This is a genomic window from Corynebacterium sp. TUM25015 (genome assembly GCF_056393505.1).
The window spans coordinates 939160-962401 of the sequence record NZ_CM150783.1 but is presented as its reverse complement, the minus strand read 5'-3'; the positions used below and the strand labels follow the sequence as shown (position 1 = coordinate 962401).

19 protein-coding genes are annotated in these 23242 nt (G+C 59.9%); 11 read left to right on the top strand and 8 right to left on the bottom strand.

From position 1 onward, the window contains the following. Positions 1–5: 5 nt before the first annotated feature. Positions 6–3911 carry a Pls/PosA family non-ribosomal peptide synthetase gene (locus tag AC06DS_RS04315; protein ID WP_477101106.1) on the top strand — a complete coding sequence of 1302 codons (3906 nt, stop codon included), beginning with the start codon at positions 6–8 and terminating at the stop codon, positions 3909–3911. On the opposite strand, the gene ppk2 is transcribed toward AC06DS_RS04315, so the two are convergent. From ppk2 to groL, 3 genes are all read right to left on the bottom strand, one after another. Further along, positions 3908–4798, bottom strand: coding sequence for a polyphosphate kinase 2 (gene ppk2 / locus AC06DS_RS04310; protein ID WP_005296894.1), 891 nt, complete (start codon positions 4796–4798; stop codon positions 3908–3910). The genes AC06DS_RS04315 and ppk2 overlap by 4 nt on opposite strands. Positions 4799–4970: 172 nt before the next feature. After that, positions 4971–5096, bottom strand: coding sequence for a PorACj family cell wall channel-forming small protein (locus tag AC06DS_RS04305; RefSeq protein WP_168163075.1), 126 nt, complete (start codon positions 5094–5096; stop codon positions 4971–4973). Between the two features lie 297 nt (positions 5097–5393). Further along, positions 5394–7037, bottom strand: coding sequence for a chaperonin GroEL (groL, locus tag AC06DS_RS04300; protein WP_293792275.1), 1644 nt, complete (start codon positions 7035–7037; stop codon positions 5394–5396). A 230-nt stretch (positions 7038–7267) separates the two neighbouring features. On the opposite strand from groL, the gene AC06DS_RS04295 reads away from it, so the two are divergent. After that, positions 7268–8671: a M20/M25/M40 family metallo-hydrolase gene (locus AC06DS_RS04295; RefSeq protein WP_477101105.1), complete on the top strand. Its 1404-nt coding sequence runs from the start codon at positions 7268–7270 to the stop codon at positions 8669–8671. A gap of 131 nt (positions 8672–8802) precedes the next feature. Beyond that, complete coding sequence (locus AC06DS_RS04290) at positions 8803–9423, top strand: hypothetical protein (protein WP_476727828.1); 621 nt, start codon at positions 8803–8805, stop codon at positions 9421–9423. Positions 9424–9434: 11 nt separating this feature from the next. Here AC06DS_RS04290 and AC06DS_RS04285 read toward each other — a convergent pair whose 3' ends face one another. The 3 genes from AC06DS_RS04285 to AC06DS_RS04275 all read right to left on the bottom strand — a co-directional run bounded on the left by AC06DS_RS04285 (position 9435) and on the right by AC06DS_RS04275 (position 11673). Further along, complete coding sequence (locus AC06DS_RS04285; RefSeq protein ID WP_476727827.1) at positions 9435–10613, bottom strand: glutamate--cysteine ligase; 1179 nt, start codon at positions 10611–10613, stop codon at positions 9435–9437. A gap of 49 nt (positions 10614–10662) precedes the next feature. Further along, positions 10663–11376 (bottom strand): LytR C-terminal domain-containing protein, encoded by a 714-nt coding sequence (locus tag AC06DS_RS04280; RefSeq protein WP_477101104.1) that lies wholly within the window; start codon positions 11374–11376, stop codon positions 10663–10665. Between the two features lie 87 nt (positions 11377–11463). Next, positions 11464–11673, bottom strand: a complete 210-nt coding sequence (locus AC06DS_RS04275) for a DUF3263 domain-containing protein (protein WP_448306987.1) — start codon at positions 11671–11673, stop codon at positions 11464–11466. Between the two features lie 25 nt (positions 11674–11698). On the opposite strand from AC06DS_RS04275, the gene AC06DS_RS04270 reads away from it, so the two are divergent. From AC06DS_RS04270 to AC06DS_RS04250, 5 genes are all read left to right on the top strand, one after another. Next, a complete protein-coding gene (locus tag AC06DS_RS04270; RefSeq protein WP_476727825.1) occupies positions 11699–12280 on the top strand; it encodes a peptide deformylase in 582 nt (193 codons plus the stop codon). Next, a complete protein-coding gene (locus AC06DS_RS04265; protein ID WP_477101103.1) occupies positions 12273–13307 on the top strand; it encodes an N-acetylglutamate synthase, CG3035 family in 1035 nt (344 codons plus the stop codon). Before AC06DS_RS04270 ends, AC06DS_RS04265 begins: the two co-directional genes overlap by 8 nt. Positions 13308–13318: 11 nt before the next feature. Then, a complete protein-coding gene (locus AC06DS_RS04260) occupies positions 13319–14119 on the top strand; it encodes an exodeoxyribonuclease III (protein WP_477101102.1) in 801 nt (266 codons plus the stop codon). 3 nt (positions 14120–14122) lie between these two features. Beyond that, positions 14123–15634, top strand: a complete 1512-nt coding sequence (cls, locus tag AC06DS_RS04255) for a cardiolipin synthase (protein WP_477101101.1) — start codon at positions 14123–14125, stop codon at positions 15632–15634. A gap of 104 nt (positions 15635–15738) precedes the next feature. Continuing rightward, the gene (locus tag AC06DS_RS04250; protein WP_293792260.1) at positions 15739–16281 is read left to right on the top strand and encodes a MarR family winged helix-turn-helix transcriptional regulator; all 543 of its coding nucleotides are present in this window, start codon (positions 15739–15741) and stop codon (positions 16279–16281) included. Here the strand turns inward: AC06DS_RS04250 and AC06DS_RS04245 are convergent. Next, positions 16278–17090 (bottom strand): ABC transporter permease, encoded by an 813-nt coding sequence (locus AC06DS_RS04245; protein ID WP_448306977.1) that lies wholly within the window; start codon positions 17088–17090, stop codon positions 16278–16280. The two genes, AC06DS_RS04250 and AC06DS_RS04245, sit on opposite strands and share 4 nt — an antisense overlap. Next, entirely contained in the window at positions 17087–18157 is a 1071-nt protein-coding gene (locus AC06DS_RS04240; protein WP_477101100.1) for an ABC transporter ATP-binding protein, read from the bottom strand. Before AC06DS_RS04240 ends, AC06DS_RS04245 begins: the two co-directional genes overlap by 4 nt. Positions 18158–18233: 76 nt before the next feature. Here AC06DS_RS04240 and AC06DS_RS04235 point away from each other — a divergent pair, with 76 nt between their 5' ends. From AC06DS_RS04235 to AC06DS_RS04225, 3 genes are read left to right on the top strand one after another with little or no spacing between them, the layout of a single operon-like run. After that, positions 18234–19634: a hypothetical protein gene (locus AC06DS_RS04235; RefSeq protein WP_477101099.1), complete on the top strand. Its 1401-nt coding sequence runs from the start codon at positions 18234–18236 to the stop codon at positions 19632–19634. A gap of 38 nt (positions 19635–19672) precedes the next feature. After that, a complete protein-coding gene (locus AC06DS_RS04230) occupies positions 19673–20734 on the top strand; it encodes a transporter substrate-binding domain-containing protein (protein WP_477101098.1) in 1062 nt (353 codons plus the stop codon). After that, the gene (locus AC06DS_RS04225) at positions 20715–23240 is read left to right on the top strand and encodes a serine/threonine protein kinase (protein ID WP_477101097.1); all 2526 of its coding nucleotides are present in this window, start codon (positions 20715–20717) and stop codon (positions 23238–23240) included. The genes AC06DS_RS04230 and AC06DS_RS04225 overlap by 20 nt, the downstream gene beginning before the upstream one ends. The last annotated feature ends 2 nt before the right edge of the window (positions 23241–23242 follow it).

The following is a 23242-nucleotide window of genomic DNA, read 5'->3' as shown; positions in this document are numbered from 1 at the left end:
CCACAGTGCACATCCCTTCCCGGTACCTCCGTTCTAACGAGGCACCGGAGCCTCGCACGCTCATCGACATTGTTCGTGCGACGGCTTCGGCATGCCCTGAAGCCCCCGCCATCGACGACGGCAAGGGGGTCATTACCTATTCCGAGCTCCTCGACGAGATCGAAACGACCGCTAAATGGCTGCACGAGCGCGGCCTTGGTCGCGGCGACCGCATCGGTATTCGCATGCCCAGCGGTGATCGCGCGCTCTACATAGCTATTCTGTCGACCCTCGCAGTCGGTGCTGCTTATGTACCTGTGGACGCCGACGACCCCGAGGAACGAGCCTCCCTTGTCTTTGGCGAGGCCAATGTGGCCGCAATCTACGGCGCCGACGGGCTGCGGGTAGTTAACGAGACCTTGCACACCGGTTCGAGCACCGGTTCCGATGATTCCGATAAGGCCTTCGGCCCTGACCTGGAGGCCGATGCATGGATCATCTTCACCTCCGGCTCCACGGGTAAGCCAAAGGGTGTCGCGGTAACGCACCGCAACGCCGCAGCTTTCGTGGATGCTGAGGCCGAAATGTTCCTACAGGATGAGCCATTGGCTCCTGGCGACCGTGTCCTGGCTGGCCTATCCGTCGCCTTCGACGCTTCGTGTGAGGAAATGTGGCTGGCCTGGCGCCACGGCGCGTGCCTGGTGCCCGCCCCGCGTGCCCTCGTGCGTTCCGGCGTAGACCTGGGGCCCTGGCTGGTTTCCCGCAACGTGACCGCTGTGTCCACCGTGCCTACCCTGGCTGGACTCTGGCCTGACGAAGCTCTGGACGCAGTACGCCTGTTGATCTTCGGCGGTGAAGCCTGCCCGCCAGAACTGGCCGCCCGCCTGGCCACCGACTCCCGCGAACTGTGGAACACATATGGCCCGACCGAGGCCACCGTCGTTGCCTGCGGAACCACCATGGATGGGGTGCGCCCGGTATCAATCGGCATTCCCCTCCGCGGCTGGGATCTCGCCGTCGTGGATGCCAACAACCAGCCGGTCGGCTGGGGCGAAACCGGCGAACTCATCATTGGTGGCGTTGGCTTGGCTCGTTACTTGGATCCAGAAAAGGATGCAGAGAAGTTCGCGCCCATGCCGGAGCTCGGCTGGGAGCGTGCTTATCGTTCCGGTGACCACGTACGCCTCGAGGAAGATGGCCTGTACTTCGTCGGTCGCATCGACGACCAGGTGAAGATCGGTGGGCGTCGAATCGAACTCGGCGAGGTAGACGCGGCGCTATCCGCCCTGCCCGGCGTGCGCAGTTCCACAGTCGTCGTACAGACCACCGGTGGCGGAGACAAGGTACTGGTGGGATACGTCTCTACAGAGGAAAGCGTAGAGAGTTTCGACCAGCAGCAGGCTCTGCAGCAACTGCGCGATGCACTGCCGGCAGCCATGGTTCCGCGCCTCTGCGCGCTGGACGAGCTGCCGGTAACGACCTCCGGCAAGGTGGACAAGAAGGCTCTGCCGTGGCCACTGCCCTCCACTGGCACCGCTGAGTTCGACAACCCGACCCAGCAATGGCTAGCCGAACTGTTCGCCGATGCCCTGGGCACTGCAGTGAACAGCCCGGATGCGGATTTCTTTAATCTCGGTGGCACCTCTTTGGGTGCCGCAACGTTGATTAGTCGCGTCCGTAAGGAAGTCCCGACTGTCAGCGTGCGCGATCTTTATGATCACTCTCGTCTGGCCGCCCTGGCCGAGCACATCGACTCTAAGCGCGAGAAGGCCGGTACCAAGGGAACCAGCTCCGGCGCACAGGCCAAGGACGTGAAACCCGCCAAACCGGTGGGCATCGGCACCCGCCTGGCGCAGGCGCTAATCCAGATTCCGGCGCTAACCCTAGCGGGCGCGCAATGGGTCACTTGGATCCTGGTGTTTAATGCAATCCTCTTCCACGGCTCCTCCTGGGCGGGCGACCTCCCGTGGGTCGTCGACGTTCCCTTGGCCGTGGTCATTGCTGCAGTTATCGTCTTCGCTACTCCATTGGGCCGCCTACCGCTGTCCGCGCTGCTCATTCGCCTGATAACCGCCGGCATCGGCGAGGGCGATTACAAGCGTGGCGGCTCGGTTCACCTGCGTATCTGGGCTGCCGAACGCGTGGCGGATTCCTCCGGCGCACGCGATGTCTCGGGTGCGGCCTGGATTACCACGTACGCTCGTTGGCTGGGCGCAAAGGTCGGCAAGGGTGCGCAGATGCACACCCTTCCACCAGTCACCGGCCTGCTCACTCTGGGTAAGCACTGCTCTATCGAGCAGGAAGTGGATCTTTCTGGCTACTGGCTGGAGGGCGACGTACTGCGCGTCGGCAGGATTGAGATCGGCAAGGATGCCTCTATCGGCGCCCGCTCTACCCTGTTCCCGGGCGCGCGCATCGGCGCACGTGCTCACATCGAGCCCGGCTCGGCTGTGACGGGAGCCAAGAAGGTCAAGGCAGGGTCGCAGTGGGCTGGTTCGCCCGCGGTGAAGGTCGGCAAGGCCCGCAACCGCTTCCCAGAGCAGGCTGCCCCGCGCCGCACCATGTGGTTCTGGCTCTATGCGCTGAGCGCAATCGTCATGTCCCTGCTGCCCCTCGTGGCCCTGTTCGCCGCCGCTGCGTTCGTACTGTGGCTTGTTCCTTCCGACGCCCCCTTGCTGGCGCTTCCCCTTGCAGCAGCCGGTGGCCTGGTGGCATTTGCCACCTACACCGCACTGACTTGGCTATTCGTTCGCGTGCTATCTATAGGCCTCAAGCCGGGCGTGGTGGCCGTCCGCAGCCTCAGTGGCTGGCGGGTATGGGCCATTGAGCGTCTGATGGATAGTGCCCGTACTCAGCTGTTCCCGATGTACGCCGCCCAGCTGACCCCGCTGTGGTTCCGTAGCCTGGGCGCCAAGGTGGGCAAGGACGCGGAGATCTCCACCGCCGTGATGGTGCCGCGCTTCGCCGAGGTGCGTGAAGGCGCATTCCTGGCGGATGACACGATGGTCGGTGGTTATGAGCTCGGCGGTGGCGGCTGGATGCTTACCGGCAACACCAAGGTCGGTAAGCGCTCCTTCCTGGGCAACTCCGGTATTGCCGGCCCGGAACGCACACTGAAGAAGAACTCTTTGGTGGCTGTGCTCTCCTCTACCCCGGAGAAGACGAAGTCCGGCAGCAACTGGCTGGGTTCCCCACCGGAGCGTCTGCGTCGCGTAACCGTGGAAGCTGGCGGCGAGTCCCGTACTTATAACCCGGGCTTCGGCCTGAAGGTGGCTCGTGGCATTGTGGAGACACTGCGCCTACTGGCGCCGATGACCTCCGCCATGATTGCCGCGGGTGTGGTGCTGGCACTTCAGTGGGTGCTGGTGCACCAGGGCATCTGGCAGACGTTCGCTGTCTCTGGCGTAGTTCTCGTCGGCGCGGGCTTTGTAGCCGCGGCGGTGACGGTGCTGATGAAGTGGCTGTGTGTGCAGCGCATCAAGGCTGGCGACCACCAACTTTGGTCGGCTTTCGTCTGGCTCAACGAGCTGCAGGATCAGTTTGTGGAGACCGTGGCCGGCCCATGGTTCCTGGCCCACACAATGGGCACCGGCAGCCTGAATATGTTCCTACGCGCCCTCGGCGCAAAGATCGGCCGGGGTGCTTGGCTGGATACCTATTGGCTGCCAGAGGCGGATCTGGTGAAGATCGGCCGGGGTGCCAGCGTAGGCCCGGGTTGTGTGGTGCAGACGCACCTTTTCCAGGACCGAGTGATGAGTTTGGATACCGTCACGCTCGGTGACGGTGCAACGATGGGGCCACACAGCGTGGCTCTGCCTGCCGCAGCGATCGAGCAGGCAGCGACGGTCGGCCCGGCGTCACTAGTTATGCGCGGCGACCACGTGCCTGCAGCCACTAGGTGGCAGGGCAACCCGATCGAAATCGTCGACTAGTCGCCGATCTGGTCGCGGCCGCGCTTGACGATCTTCGGATCCGGTTCGCCGACGACCTCGTGGTCCTTGTCGGCGTATTCGAACTTCGACAGGACGTAGCGCATAGCGTTGATGCGAGCGCGCTTCTTGTCGTTGGACTTAATGGTGATCCACGGGGACTCGTTGGTGTCCGTGTAGCGGAACTGCTCTTCTTTGGCACGGGTGTAGTCATCCCACTTGTCCAGGGAGGCCAGGTCCATGGGGGAAAGCTTCCACTGACGAACCGGGTCCACCTGGCGAATGGCGAAGCGAGTGCGCTGCTCCTTCTGGGTGACGGAGAACCACAGCTTCGTCAGGGAGATGCCCGAGCCCATGATCATGTTCTCCAGCATCGGAACCTCACGCAGGAACTCTGCGTGCTGATCGTTGGTGCAGAAGCCCATCACGCGCTCCACGCCAGAGCGGTTGTACCAGGAGCGGTCGAAGAAGACGATCTCGCCGCCGCACGGGAAGTGCTGGACGTAGCGCTGGAAGTACCAGGAGGTAGACTCGCGCTCAGAAGGCTTCTCCAAAGCCACAGTGCGGGCACCACGGGGGTTGAGGTGCTCGTTGAAGCGCTTGATGGTGCCGCCCTTGCCGGCAGCGTCGCGTCCCTCGAAAATGATGATGTGCTTTTGGCCCGTATCCTTGGTCCAGTTCTGGAACTTCAGCAGCTCGATCTGCAGGGCGCGCTTGGTGGTTTCGTACTCCTCGCGGCTCATCCGCTCGTCGTAGGGATACTGGTCGCGCCAAGTATCGACGCGGTGGCCGTCGGGGGTGATCAGTACCGGATCGTCTTCATCCGAATCGTCCACCAAGTAGCCCTCGGTAGCAGCCAGATCAACCATGTGGAATTCTTCTTCGGCCATGTGCCTAGGTTCTCCTTCGCCTGAAGCTTTTAGACTCTGATTAACACTGTCTAGTCTAGTGTGTTCAGCGTTCCCATACAGCGCTGATTGATGTTGCGATACAGCACGGCTCAATTAGGCATGAAAAAACCCCGGCCGAAGCCGGGGTTTTAACAATCGCTAGAAGCGGAACTTACTTGGAAGCACCGGTCCAAGCAACGATGGTCTTGATAACGTCCTTCAGGCCCTTGAAGATGTTGCCGAAGCCGCCCAGGAAGTCGCCCAGCTGGCCGAAGATGGTGGTAATCTGATCGATCATGATGTTCTCCTCTTAAGAGATTGAGGGGCGCCAGTTTTTCTGTGCCCAGAACTTTCTAGTGGTAGTGACGCCCCCTGTAGGCCGTCTGGGGAATACAGTAGCGTATCTGCGAAACAACACAACCCCTGAGAGGACTCTTCCCCACACCATTCCCCCAGCAGGGGGTAACAGTTTGGTAAAGTCCCAGCTCAGGGGTTATTTTACGGTTAGTATACCTAGGTAAATTTTAGGGAAACTAGCTATTTTTAACAGTTTTCCGGGACTCTTCCAAGCCCCGAGAAACTCGGGCTAAAGCCTTTAGAAGCCGCCCATGCCACCCATCTCATCGGCACCCGGCATAGCCGGTGCTTCAGGCTCCGGCTTATCCGCGACAACAGCCTCAGTCGTCAGGAACAGCGCGGCGATGGAAGCGGCGTTCTGCAGCGCAGAACGGGTCACCTTCACCGGGTCGGAAATGCCGGCCTCCAGGAGGTCCACATACTCGCCGGTGGCAGCGTTCAGACCCTGACCGACAGGCAGGTTGGCAACCTTATCGACAACCACACCGGGCTCCAGGCCAGCGTTGTGGGCGATCTGCTTCAGCGGGGAAGCCAGGGCGGCGCGCACAATCTGTACACCGGTTGCCTCGTCGCCTTCCAGACCCAGGTTGTCGTCCAGCACGCTGGCGGTCTGCAGCAGAGCTGCGCCGCCGCCGGCGACAATGCCCTCCTCTGCGGCTGCCTTAGCGTTACGCACGGCATCCTCGATACGGTGCTTACGCTCCTTCAGTTCCACCTCGGTAGCAGCGCCGACCTGCAGCACTGCAACACCGCCGGACAGCTTAGCCAGTCGCTCCTGCAGCTTCTCTGCGTCGTAGTCGGAGTCTGCGTTCTCGATCTCCTGGCGGATCTGCTTGATACGGCCAGCCAGCTGCTCAGGGGAACCTGCACCATCGACGATGGTCGTGTCGTCCTTGGTCACCACAACCTTGCGGGCGGTGCCCAGCATTGGCAGGTCGGCGGTCTCCAGGGACAGGCCAACCTCCTCCGCGATAACCTGGCCACCGGTCAGGATCGCAATGTCCTGCAGCTGTGCCTTGCGGCGGTCGCCGAAGCCCGGTGCCTTCACGGCGACGGACTTGAAGGTGCCACGAATCTTGTTCACAACCAGGGTGGACAGAGCCTCACCCTCGATATCCTCAGCAACGATCAGCAGCGGCTTGCCGGACTGCATAACCTTCTCCAGCAGCGGCAGCAGATCCTTTACGTTGGAGATCTTGGAGCTAACCAGCAGGATGTACGGATCCTCCAGAACAGCCTCGCCACGCTCTACGTCGGTGGCGAAGTAACCGGAGATGTAGCCCTTGTCGAAGCGCATGCCCTCGGTAACCTCAAGGTTCACACCGAAAGCGTTGGACTCCTCAACGGTGATCACACCGTCCTTGTTCAGCTGGCCATCGCCGACCTTGTACATAGCCTCGGCGATCAGCTGGCCGATCTTCTCATCAGCAGCAGAGATGCCGGCGGTAGCGGCGATCTGCTCCTGAGTCTCGATCTCCTTGGCGTGCCCCAGCAGCTCAGCCGTTACCTTCTCCACGCCAGCCTGGATACCGCGCTTAATGCCCATCGGGTTGGAGCCGGCTGCCACGTTGCGTAGACCTTCACGGACCAGAGCCTGGGCCAGAACGGTAGCGGTGGTGGTGCCGTCACCAGCGACGTCATCGGTCTTCTTGGCAACTTCCTTGACCAGCTCTGCGCCGATCTTTTCGTAGGGGTCTTCCAGCTCGATTTCGCGAGCGATCGTCACACCGTCGTTGGTGATCGTCGGGGCGCCCCACTTGCGCTCCAGGACGACGTTGCGTCCCTTCGGGCCGAGGGTTACCTTAACCGCGTCTGCCAGGGTGTTCAGACCCTTTTCCAGCCCGCGGCGTGCTTCTTCGTCGAATGCAATCATTTTAGCCATGAGGCTTTTCGATCCTCCGTTAGAGTTAGCGACACATACGGTTCAGATCAAGCGCCCGCGACGGCACGGGGGACGAATGTCGCGACGTCCACCCTCACTTCATCTGACGGTTATTTTCTGGCACTCCCTTAGTTCAAGTGCTAACCCCGTTTTTAGCACTCTCCCTTGCCGTCTGCAAGATACTGTCCAGGAGAGTCAGCTGTCCGAGACGGTCGCTACAGTAGTTATTTATGAGCGATACCAACATTGATTCCAATGCCTCTCAGTTAGACCTCGCACGCACCGCCATCGCAGAGCAGATGCCGCAGCTCAAGGAAGACCTCACCAAACTCGTATCTTTCAAGTCTGTCCACTCCACCCCAGGACTGGAGGAAGATAACGCCGCGGCCGCCCAGTGGGTCGTTGATGCTTTCACCAGCGTAGGCATTCCCGTCAGCGGCCATGTCACCACCGATGGCTCCACCTCCGTCATTGGCCTGCGTGAACCTGCCGAGGGCTACCCCACCATCCTTCTCTATTCGCACTTCGACGTTCAGCCTGCGGGTGATGTAACCGAGTGGACCGATGACCCGTGGACCCTTACCGAGCGCGATGATCGCTGGTATGGCCGCGGAACCGCTGACTGCAAAGGCCACGTTGCCATGCACGTTGCGGTACTGCGCGCCCTTTCCATTCTTTCGGACGCCCACTTCCCCGCCGCTAAGAAACTCGGCATCCGGATCGTTGTCGAAGGCTCGGAAGAGCGCGGAGGCTATGGCTTGGAGGACCTTTTGGCCGAGAAGCCGGAGCTTTTCGCTGCCGACACTTTCCTGATTGCCGATTCCGGAAATGACGTTTTGGGCGAGCCAAGCCTCTGCACCGCGTTGCGCGGTTCCGCACCGGTGACAGTGCGACTCCGCACCCTGGAGCAACCCATGCACTCCGGCCAATTCGGCGGCGCGGCTCCCGATGCCCTCGTAGAGCTAGTGCAACTACTATCCACCCTGCACGACAGCGACGGCCTGGTGGCCGTTCCGGGATTGGAACCAAAGGAGCGTTGGGGTGGCGTCGGACCAACCGAACAGGCATTCCGCGACAATGCCACGGTGACCGAGGGCGTAGAGCTCTACGGCACCGGCGAGTGGCAGCCGAACGATCTGACGGTAATGAACCCCTCCATCACGATCACAGGTTTGGATGCGCTATCCGTGGCGAACTCGGTGAATTCCGTTCCTGCAACGGCCGCGGCTGTAGTTAGCCTGCGCGTTCCCCCGGGACGCAACCCGCAGGAGTGCCAGGATCTGCTGGTCAAGCACCTGGAAAGCCAGAAGGTCAATGCGGAGATGGAGATCGAGCGTGGCTCTTTGGCGGAAGCCTTCCAGGCGGATACTTCCGGCCCGGCACTGCAGCTGCTCGGGGAGGCACTGAGCGAGGTGTACAGCAAGAAGACTATGGAGGTCGCGTCCGGCGGATCCATCCCGCTAACAAATAAATTGCTGGCTGCCCACCCAGAGGCAGAGCTTGCATTGTTCGGCATCGAAGAACCGACGTGCCGCATCCACTCGGCGGACGAATCGGTGGATCCGGCGGAGATCGAAGCCATCGCGACGGCAGAACTGCTATTCCTGCTACGCACCGCCGAAAATCTCACCTAATGAGAACTAAACAACAATTTGATTCTTATAGTGAGACGGATTACATTATTTAAGTAGCAATATTTTATAGAGGCGCCCCCCACGGCGCCCCCTTTAAGCCACTAGATCTTGTTCCAGAAATTCGAGTCATCATGAACGTTTCCTCTACGAACACCACGACCTTGATCCGTTTTGCGAGCCCGGACCAGGACCTGGATCTAGATGCGCCTGTATATACCCCGCTCCCCAGCGGCCGTCGCTCCACCGCGAAGACGTACAGCGAGCCGGTTCACACCCGTATCGAAAAGCGTCGCAAGCGCACCCGTACTTTCGCGGAGGATCCTTTCCGCGCTCGTTTCGGCCAGCGTCTGCCGGTAGGCATGCGTCAGGAAGCACGCGGCATGGAGTGGAAGAAGTTTATCCGCACCTACGCTCCCGCTACGATCCGCGTGGATTACCTGAAGTCCGCACGTCGCTCGCTGGGGCGGCACGACTTTGACATGCAAGTCAGCGGCCTGCGCGCTGATGGTCAGTCAACTCGCGTACAGATCACCGCCATGGGAGCTTCCTCTGCCATGAGCGAGACTCTGGCCGACCACGGATTCCGGGTAGAGATCGCCGAGTTCCACCAGTACGACATCTTCGAGGCCACGGTGACCTTCATCTACGCGGTGCACAAGTCCAAGCGTGTATGGGCCGTCGGCTTCGGCGCGGATCGCGATACTTCTATCGCGAACGCTCTGTGCAACGCGGCTTCCCGCCTGCACTTTTAATAGCTCACGAGCTATACAGACTTACGCAGCGAGTCCACCGTCAGATCTACTGCCGCGATCCAGGCCTCTGGCTGCGTAAAGCCGCCTTCTACCCCGTCGTCGCCACGGGTGCGGGTGCCGGGTTCGGGCGCTGCACCGTGTGCGCGAGCTGCTGCCCGCTGCAGGGCATAGTCGCCACCGCGGGCGATAAGCCTACGTACACCCTGCAGCTCTGCCGCACAGCCCAGCTCCTCGGACAATGGCGTGAGTCTGTCCACCCATGCGTCCAACTCATCGGTGACCAGTGCCTCATTGGTATCTCGGTCGGTAATAATCAGCGCATCCAGACCATAGCGCGCGGCCCGCCACTTGTTTTCCGCAACGTGCCAAGGCTGCAGCTTTGGCAGCTCATGCCCCTCATCCAGCCTGCGCTCGAAGTACACCACTAAGCAATGGGTGTAGGCCGCGATGGCAGCAAGCTCCCACAGCTCCATCGTCGCGTCGGCAAAGCGCGTCTCGACCGTGCCGTACTTGGTGGGGCGCACATCGAAATGCATCGAACCGGTGTGATTAATCACTCCGGAACGGTCTTGATCCCGGTTAAATTCCTCCCACTGCTCCCACGACTCGAATTGATAGGGCATCCCTGCAGTCGGTAGCTGCCGGTACAGCAGTGTGCGGTTGGAGGAGTAGCCAGTATCCAGCCCTTCCCACGCGGGTGAACTAGCCGACATCGCCAAAATGTGCGGATAGTGCGTCATCAGCGCGTTGATGATAGGCCAGACCTTTTCTTTGGACCCCACGCCTACGTGTATGTGGACTCCCCAGATCAGCATTTGCCGACCCCAGTACTGAGTGCGCTCGATGATTTCCTGGTAGCTCCCCTTTTCGCTGAGCTTTTGATCTCCCCAATGCGCAAATGGGTGGGTACCTGCCGAGAACAGGTTTACGCCTATGTCATCCGCACACTCTAATAGCTGTTTCACCTGGCAGTGCAGATCCTCAACAGCCTCAGGAATCGTGGAATGCACGCTCGACACCATCTCTACGGTGTTCGCCAGAAATTCCCGGATAACCTTATGGCCTGGATGGATTTCATCCATCCGCTCCAGCAGTTCTGCGGCACGCGGTACCAGGTCGCGAGTTTCGGGGTCGACCAGGGCGACTTCCCACTCAATGCCGACAGTAGGTGCGGAACCCGGGAAGTCCATCTTGGCCCCTTAAACGGATCTAGGCAGAAGTTAAAAGAATATACTTACTTTAGCGGGGCATGTCATTTGTTGTCACAACAACCACACCTGCGGGACGCTCCCCCTCCAGCATCTTTACCCCCTCAAGGCTGCGATCCGTCGCCTCATCGCGCTCACGTGCCTCGATGCCAAGATCCGAAGCAAGCTGTTCAGCCAGCTGACGTTCGGCGTCATTGCCCTTCGGGTAGAGCACCACAGACTTCGGGAACGTACCCGACTCGTCCGGTAGGTTACCCACGCCGGTTTTGTTCCACTGCTGGTCGCGCATCTTGTTAGCTACGTCGCCGGCGAGCCCTGCGATGGGGCTGTTATTAAGGACGGCAACGTAGGTGTTTTCTTTATTGACGCCACCTTCCGCCCCCGCGGCTTCACCCTCACCTCGGTCTGCAGCGGAAGCATTTTCGCGACTTCCCTGTTCGTCTTCTGGCTTCGGCTTGTCAGATTCCGAAGGCGATGTCGCAGAAGCGTCCTGTTTTGCCGGAACCTGCTGGCCCTGCTGCCCCTTCTGATCCGGCTGACCCTGCTGGCTCGGCTGGCTCTGCTGACTCTGGCTAGCTTGAGGGGATTCTTCGGAGTCCTTGCTAGTCATGGAGAATACGCCCCAGCCGATCAGCAGAACGGCTACGGCGAGCAGGATCATGGCCAGGCCGCGCAGCGGCAGGCCGAGGTTCTCATCATCCGCGGAGTCGTCGAGTGCATGGCGTGGTCGATTCGATTCAGTCACGCCTCAGATTTTAACTTCTGTAACATTAGTAACAAGCCTGACACGCGCATTTTCTCCGCGCTTCACTCGAGCGCTCTAGCCAGCGCGCTACCCTTCGTCGCGGCGGCGCAACAGCATCCGCACTAACACCGGATCAAAATCCAATGCCTCCGGCCGCTCTATCAAGCGATTGAGCTGCTGGAAATAGCGCACCGGATCCACCCCGAACTCACCGCGGATATGCTCATTTTTCGCACTGTTATCCAGCCACCAGCGGCGCTCAAACTCCAAAATGGCGATCTCTCGGTCTGACAACATGGAACTAGATTCTAGACTGTCTGTTATGACCATCATGCCTATCGTCATCTGTGGCGACCCCGTCCTACATAACCCCACCACCGAGGTAGATCCTGCCGAGATCGGCGACCTCGCCACCTTGATCGAAGATATGTTCGAGACCCTCTCCGCCGCCAATGGCGTAGGGCTCGCTGCCAACCAGGTTGGCGTCAACAAAAGATTCTTTGTCTACGACTGCCCCGACACAGAACTGGGCACAATGCGCCGCGGCTGCGTAATCAACCCAGTGCTAGAAACCAGCGAGATCCCAGAGACCATGCCAGACGACGAGGAGGATGAGGAAGGCTGCCTGTCCGTCCCTGGTTATTCCTTCCCCACCGGGCGCGCCGACTGGGCACGAGTAACTGGCCTCGATGAAAACGGTGAAGAAGTTATCGTGGAAGGCACCGGTTTCTTCGCCCGCTGCCTTCAGCATGAAGTCGGGCACCTCGACGGTTTCCTATACACCGATACTCTGATTGGCCGTTGGAAGCGCAAGTCGAAGAAGGCCATCAAGGCCGAGGGCTGGGATCACGCGGGCAACACCTGGACTCCCGGCGTGGACGAGGATCCTTTCGGGCATGAATAAAGACACGACCTTCTCCGCCGCCCACGCCGGCGCGCGGCGCGTGGAGGGCTTCGAGTTCCCGATCTCCCGTCGCACCGACCCGGTAAGTATCCGGCCTGGCACACGCGTAGTGGTGCGCCACCTGGTACACAACACCGGCCAGAACACCAACACCGTTACCGATGCGATCGGTGTGCTGCGCAGCGTAAGCCCCTTGCAGGTCGACGATCTAATCATCGCCGATGAGGACGTAGTGGTGCTCAAGACTCTCAGCGCCAAGCCTGTGCGCAACAGCGATATCCGCACTCTGGAAACAGCAAAAGCGGCTGCGTTCCCCGGCATCGATAACCAACTGATTGGCGGGTGGCTGGCGCGCGCAGGCGATGGCATCACCGAACGCAGCAACTCTGCGGTGCCGATCGGCCCCAATGCCGGCCTGCAAGAAGTTCCTTTGACCCAGCTGGAGGAGTTCTATAGCTCCCACGGACTTCCCTGCCAACTAATGATCCCCGATCGAATCGGACGCGCCGCCGAGCATCTCCCAGGTCAGCGGGGACCAGAGATCCTCGTTATGAGCAAAGAACTGGGGCAACCTCACACCTCAGAACCAAACGGTCACCTCCAGACCCCCTCTCTAACCGACGCGCGCGTGGAACTGACTGTGGATGCAGAACCCGATACTGAGTGGTTCTCCATGTACAAGTTCCGCGGGCAACCCCTCCCGCGGAAAGCACTGGACCTGCTGAGCCGCCGTATCGACGGACAGCTGGGCTTCGCACGCCTCACCGTCGACGACAATCTCGCAGCCATCGCCCGCGCCACCATCACCAATGGGTGGCTAGGCTATTCCGCCGTCGCAGTTGCACCCACCTACCGCCGTCGCGGTCTGGGAACTCTACTGTGCCAGCATCTTCTGGATTGGGGCGCCGCCAACAGTGCCACCCGAGCCTATTTGGATGTCATAGACTCCAACACCGCCGGAAAGGCCCTGTACCACAAGCTCGGATTCAGCGAACACCACCGCAGTCGTAGTTTGCGTACGCGCTAGAATGCTTAACCATGCGTATCGCCACGTGGAACATCAATTCTGTCCGCACCCGCGAGGAAAGGGTGCGTGCATTTCTGCAGCGCAGCGACGTTGACGTGCTATGTCTGCAGGAAACCAAGTGCACCGACAAGCAGTTCCCGGACTTTTCAGACACGGGCTACGAGCAAGCTCACTTCGGACTCCACAGCTTCAACGGTGTGGCCATCTTGTCGCGGGTGGGGCTGGAAGATGTCCAGACCGACTTCGGCCAACCCGGCTTCGACAAGGATCTGGACGCCACGCAGTCCCTGGAAGCGCGCGCCATTGGCGCTATCTGCGGTGGCGTGGAGATCTGGAGCCTTTACGTTCCGAATGGCCGAGAGATCGCGGATCCGCACTACTCCTACAAGTTGCGGTGGCTCGATGCCCTCGCTAAATACGCCAGTGGCGCGGGCGTGGGGGCGTCAAAAAGAAAGAGCAGCCACAAGTTATGCCTGGTCGGCGACTACAACATCGCCCCGCGCGACGTGGACGTATGGGATCGCATCTACTTCAACGGAAAGACGCACGTAACCCCCAATGAGCGCGCCCGCCTGCGCGCTTTAGAGGATGCGGGAATGCAGGCTGCGACGGACCTCGTAGCCGACGAATACACGTACTGGGATTACCAGGCCATGCGTTTCCAAAAGGGCGAGGGGATGCGCATCGACCTGCAGTACTCCCGCGGTATCACCCCTACAGGCGCACGGGTCGATCGCGATGAGCGCAAGGGCAAAGGTGCCTCCGACCACGCACCCGTGATCGTGGACTACGACTCAGACGGTGAGGAATAAACTATGCCCATCCCTGATCTCCTCGGCCTGTTTAGCCAGTTCACCGACGACTTGGAATGGTGGCAGGTCACGTTGGTTGTTCTGGACTACGCGCTCAAGGTCTTTGCCCTCGGCTGGGTTCCTAAAGAACGACGCCCAACGTCTGCCATGGCCTGGCTTCTCGCCATATTCCTGATCCCCTTCCTTGGCATTTTCCTATTCCTGCTGATGGGATCGCCAGCGATCAACCGACGTCGTCACCGCATCCAGAACCAGGCGAACGAACTGATCCGCACGATGAGCTCCAACGAACCCGACGTACCCAAAGAAAGCGAACTCAGTGACGAACTGCGCTCGCTGGTGCGCCTCAATCGCGAGTTGACAGCTCTGCCTGCCGTCGACGGGACGATGACTGCACTGCACTCGGAGTATCAGGAATCGATTGCTGCAATGACCCGCGCTGTCGACTCGGCCAAAGATTACGTCAACGTCGAGATTTACATCATGGCCTGGGATGATACAACTGCACCTTTCTTCGAGGCACTGGGCCGAGCCGCGCAACGTGGGGTGACGGTGCGCGTGCTGTGGGATCACATCGGCGCCCACAAGTACAAGGGCAACAAGAAGCTGGGCAAGAAGCTGCGCGCTATGGGTGTGGACTGGCAAGTAATGCTGCCGCTGCAACCACTGAAGTGGCGCTTCCGCCGTCCCGATCTGCGCAACCACCGCAAGCTGGTGGTCGTGGATGGCCGGGTCGCATTCATGGGTTCACAGAACATGATCGAGGCACCCTATCAAAGCTCAAAGAACCACAAGATCGGCCGTGAATGGGTAGACGTCATGGCAGAGCTCACCGGCCCGATCGTCAGCACCATCAACTCTGTGTTCGCCGTGGACTGGTACACCGAGACCAATGAAGAACTGAACCTCATCAACCCCACGGATGCCAAACAGCGATTGGACACGAACAATGAGGACACCGGCGCTGACATCATGCAGGTCGTGCCCTCCGGTCCAGGGTTTACCACCGAGCCAAACCTGCGCCTTTTCACCTCCATCGCCCATCATGCAAAGCACACGCTGCGGCTGATCAGCCCGTATTTCATCCCTGATGAGTCCCTCATGGAAGCCGTGACCACGGCTTGCTACCGCGGGGTGCGGGTGGAGCTATATGTTTCCGAGAAGTCGGACCAACCGCTGGTGGGGCATGCCCAGGCTTCGTACTACTCCGAGCTTTTAAAGGCCGGTGTGCACATGTACCTATACCCCTACCCGAAAGTGCTGCACTCCAAGTTCGCCATTGCCGATGGCGAGGTGGCTGTGATGGGCAGCTCCAACATGGACATGCGCAGCTTTGGCCTGAACTACGAGATCTCTTTGATGGTCGGCAAGGGCGAGTTACTCAATGCACTGCGAGAGCTCACTAACGAATACAAAGAACGCTCGGCGCTGTTGACCGAGGAGCAATGGAGTACGCGCCCGCTCCACAAGCAGTACGTGGATAACGTTGCCCGTCTCACCAGTGCTTTGCAATAAGTAACTTTCATTATTGCCAATTAACGCAATAGCACTTTTGCCGTCATATAGGGTGATTCACAAGCTACTTAGAACGTCCGAACGCTAAAAGAGAGTATCGCCTGATGACCCCGTCACCCCAGAAGCCGCCACAGACGCCTTCCCACCCTCCGGTACGCGGACGTAAGGCACCCGAAATTCTGCCGGAGATCGACGTCGCAGAGATCGCCACCGCAGTGTACGACTTTCTTTCCGCTACGCGACGTCTGATGGAGCGTCCCAACCAGTCGCTGGAGATCTCCCAGTCGGAGATCGAGGTGCTGCAGTTTATCTCTCAACACCCTGGATGCGGAGTATCGGACGTGGCACGTCTGCGTTTCCTCCGCGCTTCCAATGTCTCGGCAACGGTGCGCCGCCTCATCAATGCGGGGCTTATCCGCCGGCAGGCTAACCCAGAGGACAAACGCGCCCAGGATCTCTATCTCACGGACGATGGCGTGGATATGATGAACTCCATTACTGACGAGTGGGCGCTTATTATCACCAAGGCCACCGACCGGATGGATGCCCGCGATATCGCCAAGCTACGCCGTGGTGTGCCCGCCCTACGAAACCTTTCTTTGGCAGCCGAGTCGCTGGTGGATGACCTTCAGCGCAATCCGGACTAAGCGTCGCGCTTCTTCAGCATTACAAGCCCGACCAAGAACAGCACCACGCACCACGCAGCGAAGTACAGAATCGAACCCGTCTGCCCCCAAGGCGCATCTTCAAGATCACGCATGCCGGTAAACGCATCGGCGTTGGTAAAGGGCATGTACGGCGGCAGCCAATCGCGCACCTTGGGTACGAGCTGCACCAGAGTGCCCTCAATTACCAGGTTCCACAGCAGCATAATGGCAATGCCGCCAGCGGTATTGCGAACAAGGTAGCCCACACCGATGGCCGCTGCAATGGTCAGCAGCACGAAGATTTCAATACGACCGACGCGCTCCCACAGGCCGTCTGCACCTAGGCCGGCTTTGCTCAGTAATTCCTGATCTTCGAGCTTCCAGCCCAGCGACCAGCGGGCGATGATGGTACCCAGGACATTGGAAATGAAGGCCACCACGGATGCCACCACGCCATAAACCACAAACTTCGCGAACGGCACCTGCCAACGAGTCGGCGTAGCCAGCAGGGTGGTCTTGCTTGTGTTCGCACCGTATTCGGTGGTCACCAGCATGACCGCCTGGATCATGACGATCATCATGCCGAAGGAGAGGAAGCCGCTCAGCCCCATGCTGGAATCAATCGACCCAGCGACGCTAAGGTACAGCTCCGGATCCTTCTTGGCATCTTCACTGGTCAACAACGATCCGGTCATCATACCGTTGAGCAGCGCGAAGCCCAGGGAGAAGAACAGGATCAGCCCGGTGGTCCACCACAGCGCCTTTGTACTGCGGAGCTTGATCCACTCCGAATTAATGACCCTCATCATTTCTTGTCCCCTTCCTTCCTCAGGCGTACAGCGTTACCGGTCTCTTTTTGACGCCCTTCTGACGGCTCAGATTTCTTGGCATCCCTGACATCTTTGACTTTTTTGCCGTCGGCACCGTCTTGCGCCTTCGGGGCTCCGCCCTTCGCTGACTCGACATTTGCGTGGTACTCCACATGCTCCTGAGTCATGCGCAAGTATGCATCCTCCAGGCTCGGACGCTTCTCGGACAGTTCCCGCAGACGCAGTCCATAGCTATACGCCAAAGCACCCACCCAGTCGCTCTCCTGCTGCGGGATGGTGATGGTCGGACGGCCGTCAAGATCCGTGCCCAACTCGTAACGCATCTTTTCTTCCGTCAGCGCTGCCTTCATCTCCTCGACGTGGTCGGTGCGCACAACAGTGGAGACCTCAGAGGTGGACTTAATGAACTCGTGAGTGCGTTGGTTAGCAACCAGACGTCCCTTGCCGATCACGATAAGGTGGTCGGCAGTCTGTGCCATCTCACTAAGCAAGTGCGAACTGATGAGGACTGTGCGACCCTCACGTGCCAGCGCGCGGACGAAGTCACGTACCCAGCGGATACCCTCCGGATCCAAGCCGTTAACGGGCTCGTCCAGGATCAAAACCTCCGGGTCGCCCAGCAACGCACAGGCCAGACCTAGGCGCTGGCCCATACCCAGCGAAAACTTGCCGGCCTTACGCCCTGCCACATCGCTGAGCCCCACGACGCCCAGCACCTCATCCACACGCTTCTTGGAAAAGCCATTGGCTGCAGCGACCCATTGCAGGTGCGCAGCGGCGCTGCGGTTGGGGTGAACCCACTTGGCATCCAGCAGCGTGCCTACCTTCTCTAAAGGGCGGGCGAACTCGGAGTACGCCTTGCCATCAATACGGGCAGTCCCCTTCGTCGGCTTATCCAAGCCAACGATCATGCGCATCGTGGTGGACTTGCCAGCACCATTAGGCCCCAAGAAACCAGTAACGATTCCGGGAGAGACCTCAAAGTTCAAATCATCGACTACCGTGGTGCCCTTATAGGCTTTGGTAAGAGAACTGACCGTAATCATGGGTTCTAGTGTGCCATACTAAGTCACCTTTAAGCAGACTTTATGGACGCGGAATTACTTAGTCCGTATATACTTTATGGCTATGCCCCCAGTGACTGCGTTCGAGGCAGACCGGTGGATGGACAGCGATGAGCACCCCACCGGTCGTGGCAGGTCGTTTAAGGGGTTCGTGAACCCGGCGTTGGAAGCGCCGCGACGGTTCTTAAGATTCGCCTCCACATCCCCCGGGCTCCTCACTATCGTCTCCACCATTTTGGTGATGGCTATTCTCGCGGCGGGCGGAGCCATGGTCTACAGCTCGCAAAGCCGTCAATCGCAGCTAAACACTCTGGTCAGCCGAACCGAGCCATTGTCGGACGCAGCACAGGAGCTCTTTAATTCGCTGTCCGTAGCCGATTCGGTGGCCACCACCAGCTTCCTTCGAAAGTCCACTAGCGACACAGCTACGCAGGCCTATGATTCCGCAATGTCGAACGCCTCGTCCTCCATCATCCGCGCTACCAGTGGCATCGACGATATTGAGTCGCGGGAAATGGAATTGGTGCTGCAGATCCAGAACTCGCTGCCGGACTACACCAGGCTGATGTCCAATGCGCAGACACACGATCGTCTGCGAAACCCCGTTGGCGCCTCGTATCTCTCCCAGGCTTCCACCCTGATGCAGGAAACGATGCTGCCCGCCGCCCAGGAGCTTTATTCCCGCACTTCCGAGGAAGTCTCCACCCAGCAGGGGAAGCTCTCCGCTCCCCTCTGGTTCCCCCTCTCCGGCATCGTGGCGGCACTCATCATGCTGATGATTGCCCAGTTCTGGCTCGCAGCATTGACCAATAGGCGCCTCAACATCGGATACGTTGCGGCTACGGGGCTTATGCTGTTCGCCCTCGTATGGGCGTCAATAAGCGCCGCCCTGACGTGGCACGCCGGTAACCAAAACGTGGAGGGCACCGTGCGACCACTCGAGCAGCTCACTGCTGTGCGCATTTCCGTGCAGCAGTCGCGTACCCAGGAAGCGCTGGGATTGATTCAGCGCGACTACGGCGAGGATCGCCAACAGGAGTTCTCGGAAGCAATGTCGGATATCGACGGAAAGTTGGAGTCGCTCCGCAGCCAAGTTAGCCACCCCGAACACATCGATACCGCCCGCGAAGCTCTTCGCTCCTGGGATGCCTCGCACGCAAAGATGGTCTCCGAACTGCAAAATGGACGGTACACCGAGGCTCTTGCTGCAGCGCTGGACACGAATGTGCCGGACGGCGAAAAGAAAGTTCACAACTCGGGCGAGGACACCTCTGACTACACCATCGTCGACAAGGAAATGCAGGAGCTCATCAGCAGCACCCGCACGGAGCTGCGCGATACGCTAGTCGAAGGTCGCACTGCCGCTGGTCGCGTGACTAACCTGGTGCTGGCTCTAACGGTCGTGTCCGCACTGTGCGTCATCGGCGGAACCAGGCCCCGACTGCAGGAGTTCCTCTAATGAGACAGCACACCTCGCGAAAAACAACGTTTCGGCCAGTGGCTGCAGCGCTCGCCGTCACCGCACTCGCCGTCACCTCCGCGTGCACAGAAGAGAGCCCGCGTTTGCCTGAATGGCCTACCGTTCGGCACGACGCCAGCGAGAATCTTCCCTACGGGGCAACGTACGCGAAGTCGAGCGAGGTGCCGAGCGATGGTGACGCCGCAGCGGATGCGAATGCGAGCATCGACAACACGGGCACGGAGGAACCGTTTGGCTCGATCAAGCCGGATAACCGTGAGCCGAAGGAGCGTATTCCGGAGATCATGCGCCGGGGTCGCCTTATCGTCGGCGTGGCCCAATCGCTCAACCGCCTGGGCTTCCGCGATCCCGTTTCCGGGGACGTGGCTGGATTCGAGGTCGACTTGGCACGGGAGATCGCCCGCGATATCTTCGGCGATCCCAACAAAATCGAGTTCCGCTACGTGGAAAGCCGCGAGCGCGCTGAGGCACTAAAGAGCGGCGACGTGGACATTGTTGTACGTACGATGTCGCCGACCCGCTCACGCCAGTCGAAACTCGAGTTTTCTATCCCCTACCTGCAGGTTCATTCGCGCCTTTTGGTCTTAAGCGATTCCAAGATCGAGAGTTTTGCCGATCTGCATGACAAGACGGTGTGTGTCACGCGCGATTCGACCTCCGCGGTGCGCATCAAGCAATACGATGTAGGCCGACTCCTACTCACCCGCGCATGGACTGATTGTTTGATGGCCATGCAACGCTTCCAAACTGACGCTATCTATACCGATGACGCCATCCTCACCGGCCTGCAGGCTCAGGATCCCTACACCACTCTCGTGGCTGACAACCCCGTGTCCAACTACTATGCGGTAGCCGTCTCGCCCCCGGGCTTCCCGAAGAATACGACGGGACTGATGATGCAGGTGAACTCCACCATGGAAAGAATCCGCCGGGATGGGACGTGGAGGAACCTTTATGACAAATGGCTGGCGGACTACTTAGGGCCGGCGTCATCCCTACCGATCAAATACCGCAGCGAAGAAGAGTCGAAGGAACTTAACAAGATCCGGCGAAAGGCGAATGGCGATGCAGCAGGATAACGAGCATCCAAGCGAACCTGAGGACCGCACCGAAGCGGTGCTGTATGACCCCTTCGCTGACGACGAGGATAGCGAGCCTACTGAGGTTACCGAGGCGACTGACGCAACCGACGCTACCGAAGCTGAGGAGCGCACCGAAGCCGTCACCTTTGACCCCTTCGCTGACGACGAGGAGGACAGCGAAGACAAAGACGGAGACGCAGACGAAGACACAGAAGAGCACACAGAAGCCGTCGCCTTCGATCCTTTCGCCGATGACGAAGACACGGACGCAACAATCCAACACACGGTACCGGCCGGCACGCCGGCCAGTGCGATGGATTCGGGTGAACGTTCCCGTATCGAGGCGCTGTCGACGTTCCGCAAACGGCGCGGAACGTACCGCCACGGAGCGTCGGTGGCCGACGGCATGGTGCAGCTGCCGTTCATCCTGCCTACCGACCCTGAAGACGCAGTCATCGACCCCAGTTCTGCGATCGAGAAGGGCGTGGAGGCCCCTACCCTGAAGCCGGGTGACATCATCGCTGGCCAGTACGAAATCCTAGGCCCCATCGCACACGGTGGCTTGGGATGGGTGTACATCGCCATCGACCACAACGTCGCCGACCGCTATGTGGTTCTCAAAGGCATGATGGCCACAAAGAACGAGCAGGAACGAGCTGTCGCCGAATCCGAACGGGCATTCCTAGCGGACATTACACACCCCGGAATCGTGAAGATTTTCAACTTCATCGACGACCCCCGCTCCCCCGGCGGTTTCATCGTGATGGAGTACGTCGGCGGGCCGTCGCTGCGCGGGCAGCGGCGCAAGTTGGCGGCAGGCGTGCTGGATCTAGACGTGGCCATCGGCTACATTCTGGAAATCCTGCCAGCGCTTGACTATCTGCACTCCCGCGGAGTGGTGTACAACGACCTGAAGCCGGACAACATTCTGATCACCGAAGATCAGGTGAAGCTCATTGATCTGGGAGCAGTGACAGGCATCGGTGCTTTCGGCCATATTTTCGGAACGAGGGGCTTTCAGGCTCCCGAGATTGCAAAGACCGGCCCTACCATCGCCAGTGATATTTACTCGGTTGGTCGCACCCTCGCCGCGCTGATTGTAAAGCTGCCGGTAGTCGATGGAGTGTACGCACCGAAGCTGCCAACCCCGGACGAGGAACCACTGTTCCGCGAGTACCTTTCGCTATATCGCCTGCTACTGCGCGCTACGGACGAAGATCCGGACGTGCGTTTTAGCTCCGCGACGGCTATGGCGAACCAGCTGATCGGCGTGCTGCGCGAGATTCTGGCCATCCGCGACGGGCGCCACTACCCACACCTCAATACTCGCTTTACCGCGCAGCGCAGCACGTTCGGCACCAAGCACATCCTGTTCCGCACCGACCAGCTGGTTGATGGTGTGGTGCGGTCTGCGGAGATCTCCGTGCCGGAGGTCATTAGCGCGTTACCAACCCCGCTGGCCGATTCCAGCGATCCCGGTTATAGGCTGCTATCTGCCACTAGCTTTACCGAGGCCGGCGACCTTTTGGATACCCTTCACGCTGCGTACACCCAACCAGAGTTGAAGCATTCCGTGGAGATTCCCCTGGCCATGGTGCGCGCGCAGTTGGACGTCGGCAAGACGCGCGAGGCCCAAGACCTCCTGGCGGAACTGAAACCACGGTTGGAAAATGATTGGCGCTTCCAATGGCACTCGGGAATCGCTGCTCTTTTGACCGGACAGTTCGCCGCGGCACAGAGGTTCTTCAACAGGGTGCTGTACATCCTGCCTGGTGAGCCTGCACCGAAGCTGGCGCTGGCCGCCACGGATGAACTCCTGCTGCAGCAGCAGGGCGTAAACTCGACGAAGCTGCTGAGCGAGCATGTTGCGCGCGCAGCCTCTGCCCTGGCTTATGCCCAACGGCTACCAGTGAAGGACTACACAGGCGTGCCCGGTTGGGAACATGTCACGCTCGATCCGGTCTCGCTCCGTTTCCATGCAATGCGCCTATACGGCCTGGTATGGGCAACGAACCCCTCCACAGTGTCAAGTGCGTTTGGCCTGGCTCGGCAGCTACATGCGGAGGGAATGGTCGATTCAGCCGTGGGTGCGCTCGACCGCCTGCCCCAGGCTTCGCGGCACAATCGTTTGGCGCGGTTGACGTCTATTTTGTTGCTTATTTCTGACGCCAATAGTCTCACCGAGTCCCGTATCCGCCGTGCGGCACGACGTTTGGAAACGCTGCCGACTAACGAGCCGCGCCTGGCTCAGGTTCGGATCGCGGTGCTCAGCGCGGGGCTGACATGGTTGCGAGGCGGCAGCGACCCCACGGGGGCGCACAACACTAAGGAAAAGAGGCATGCTGCAGCCGCGCCTCTGTTTGACGTGCGCTTTACCGAGCGGGGCCTGCGCACCGGTTTGGAATCAAGCCTGCGCCTGCTAGCTCGCCAGGCTCCGTTCCCCCGCCACCGGTATCACCTGGTGGACATGGCCAACCGGATCCGCCCACGAACCTGGCTCTAAAT

Bases quoted from the DNA above. Each gene is read 5' to 3' on its own strand.
- AC06DS_RS04290 (WP_476727828.1), top strand. From the start codon at position 8,803: ATGAACGTTTCCTCTACGAACACCACGACCTTGATCCGTTTTGCGAGC.
- AC06DS_RS04265 (WP_477101103.1), top strand. From the start codon at position 12,273: ATGAATAAAGACACGACCTTCTCCGCCGCCCACGCCGGCGCGCGGCGC.
- AC06DS_RS04305 (WP_168163075.1), bottom strand. From the start codon at position 5,096: ATGATCGATCAGATTACCACCATCTTCGGCCAGCTGGGCGACTTCCTG.
- AC06DS_RS04275 (WP_448306987.1), bottom strand. From the start codon at position 11,673: ATGTTGTCAGACCGAGAGATCGCCATTTTGGAGTTTGAGCGCCGCTGG.
- ppk2 (WP_005296894.1), bottom strand. From the start codon at position 4,798: ATGGCCGAAGAAGAATTCCACATGGTTGATCTGGCTGCTACCGAGGGC.
- AC06DS_RS04235 (WP_477101099.1), top strand. From the start codon at position 18,234: ATGGCTATGCCCCCAGTGACTGCGTTCGAGGCAGACCGGTGGATGGAC.
- AC06DS_RS04270 (WP_476727825.1), top strand. From the start codon at position 11,699: ATGACCATCATGCCTATCGTCATCTGTGGCGACCCCGTCCTACATAAC.
- AC06DS_RS04240 (WP_477101100.1), bottom strand. From the start codon at position 18,157: ATGATTACGGTCAGTTCTCTTACCAAAGCCTATAAGGGCACCACGGTA.
- groL (WP_293792275.1), bottom strand. From the start codon at position 7,037: ATGGCTAAAATGATTGCATTCGACGAAGAAGCACGCCGCGGGCTGGAA.
- AC06DS_RS04260 (WP_477101102.1), top strand. From the start codon at position 13,319: ATGCGTATCGCCACGTGGAACATCAATTCTGTCCGCACCCGCGAGGAA.
- AC06DS_RS04285 (WP_476727827.1), bottom strand. From the start codon at position 10,613: ATGGACTTCCCGGGTTCCGCACCTACTGTCGGCATTGAGTGGGAAGTC.
- AC06DS_RS04295 (WP_477101105.1), top strand. From the start codon at position 7,268: ATGAGCGATACCAACATTGATTCCAATGCCTCTCAGTTAGACCTCGCA.
- AC06DS_RS04245 (WP_448306977.1), bottom strand. From the start codon at position 17,090: ATGATGAGGGTCATTAATTCGGAGTGGATCAAGCTCCGCAGTACAAAG.
- AC06DS_RS04225 (WP_477101097.1), top strand. From the start codon at position 20,715: ATGGCGATGCAGCAGGATAACGAGCATCCAAGCGAACCTGAGGACCGC.
- AC06DS_RS04250 (WP_293792260.1), top strand. From the start codon at position 15,739: ATGACCCCGTCACCCCAGAAGCCGCCACAGACGCCTTCCCACCCTCCG.
- cls (WP_477101101.1), top strand. From the start codon at position 14,123: ATGCCCATCCCTGATCTCCTCGGCCTGTTTAGCCAGTTCACCGACGAC.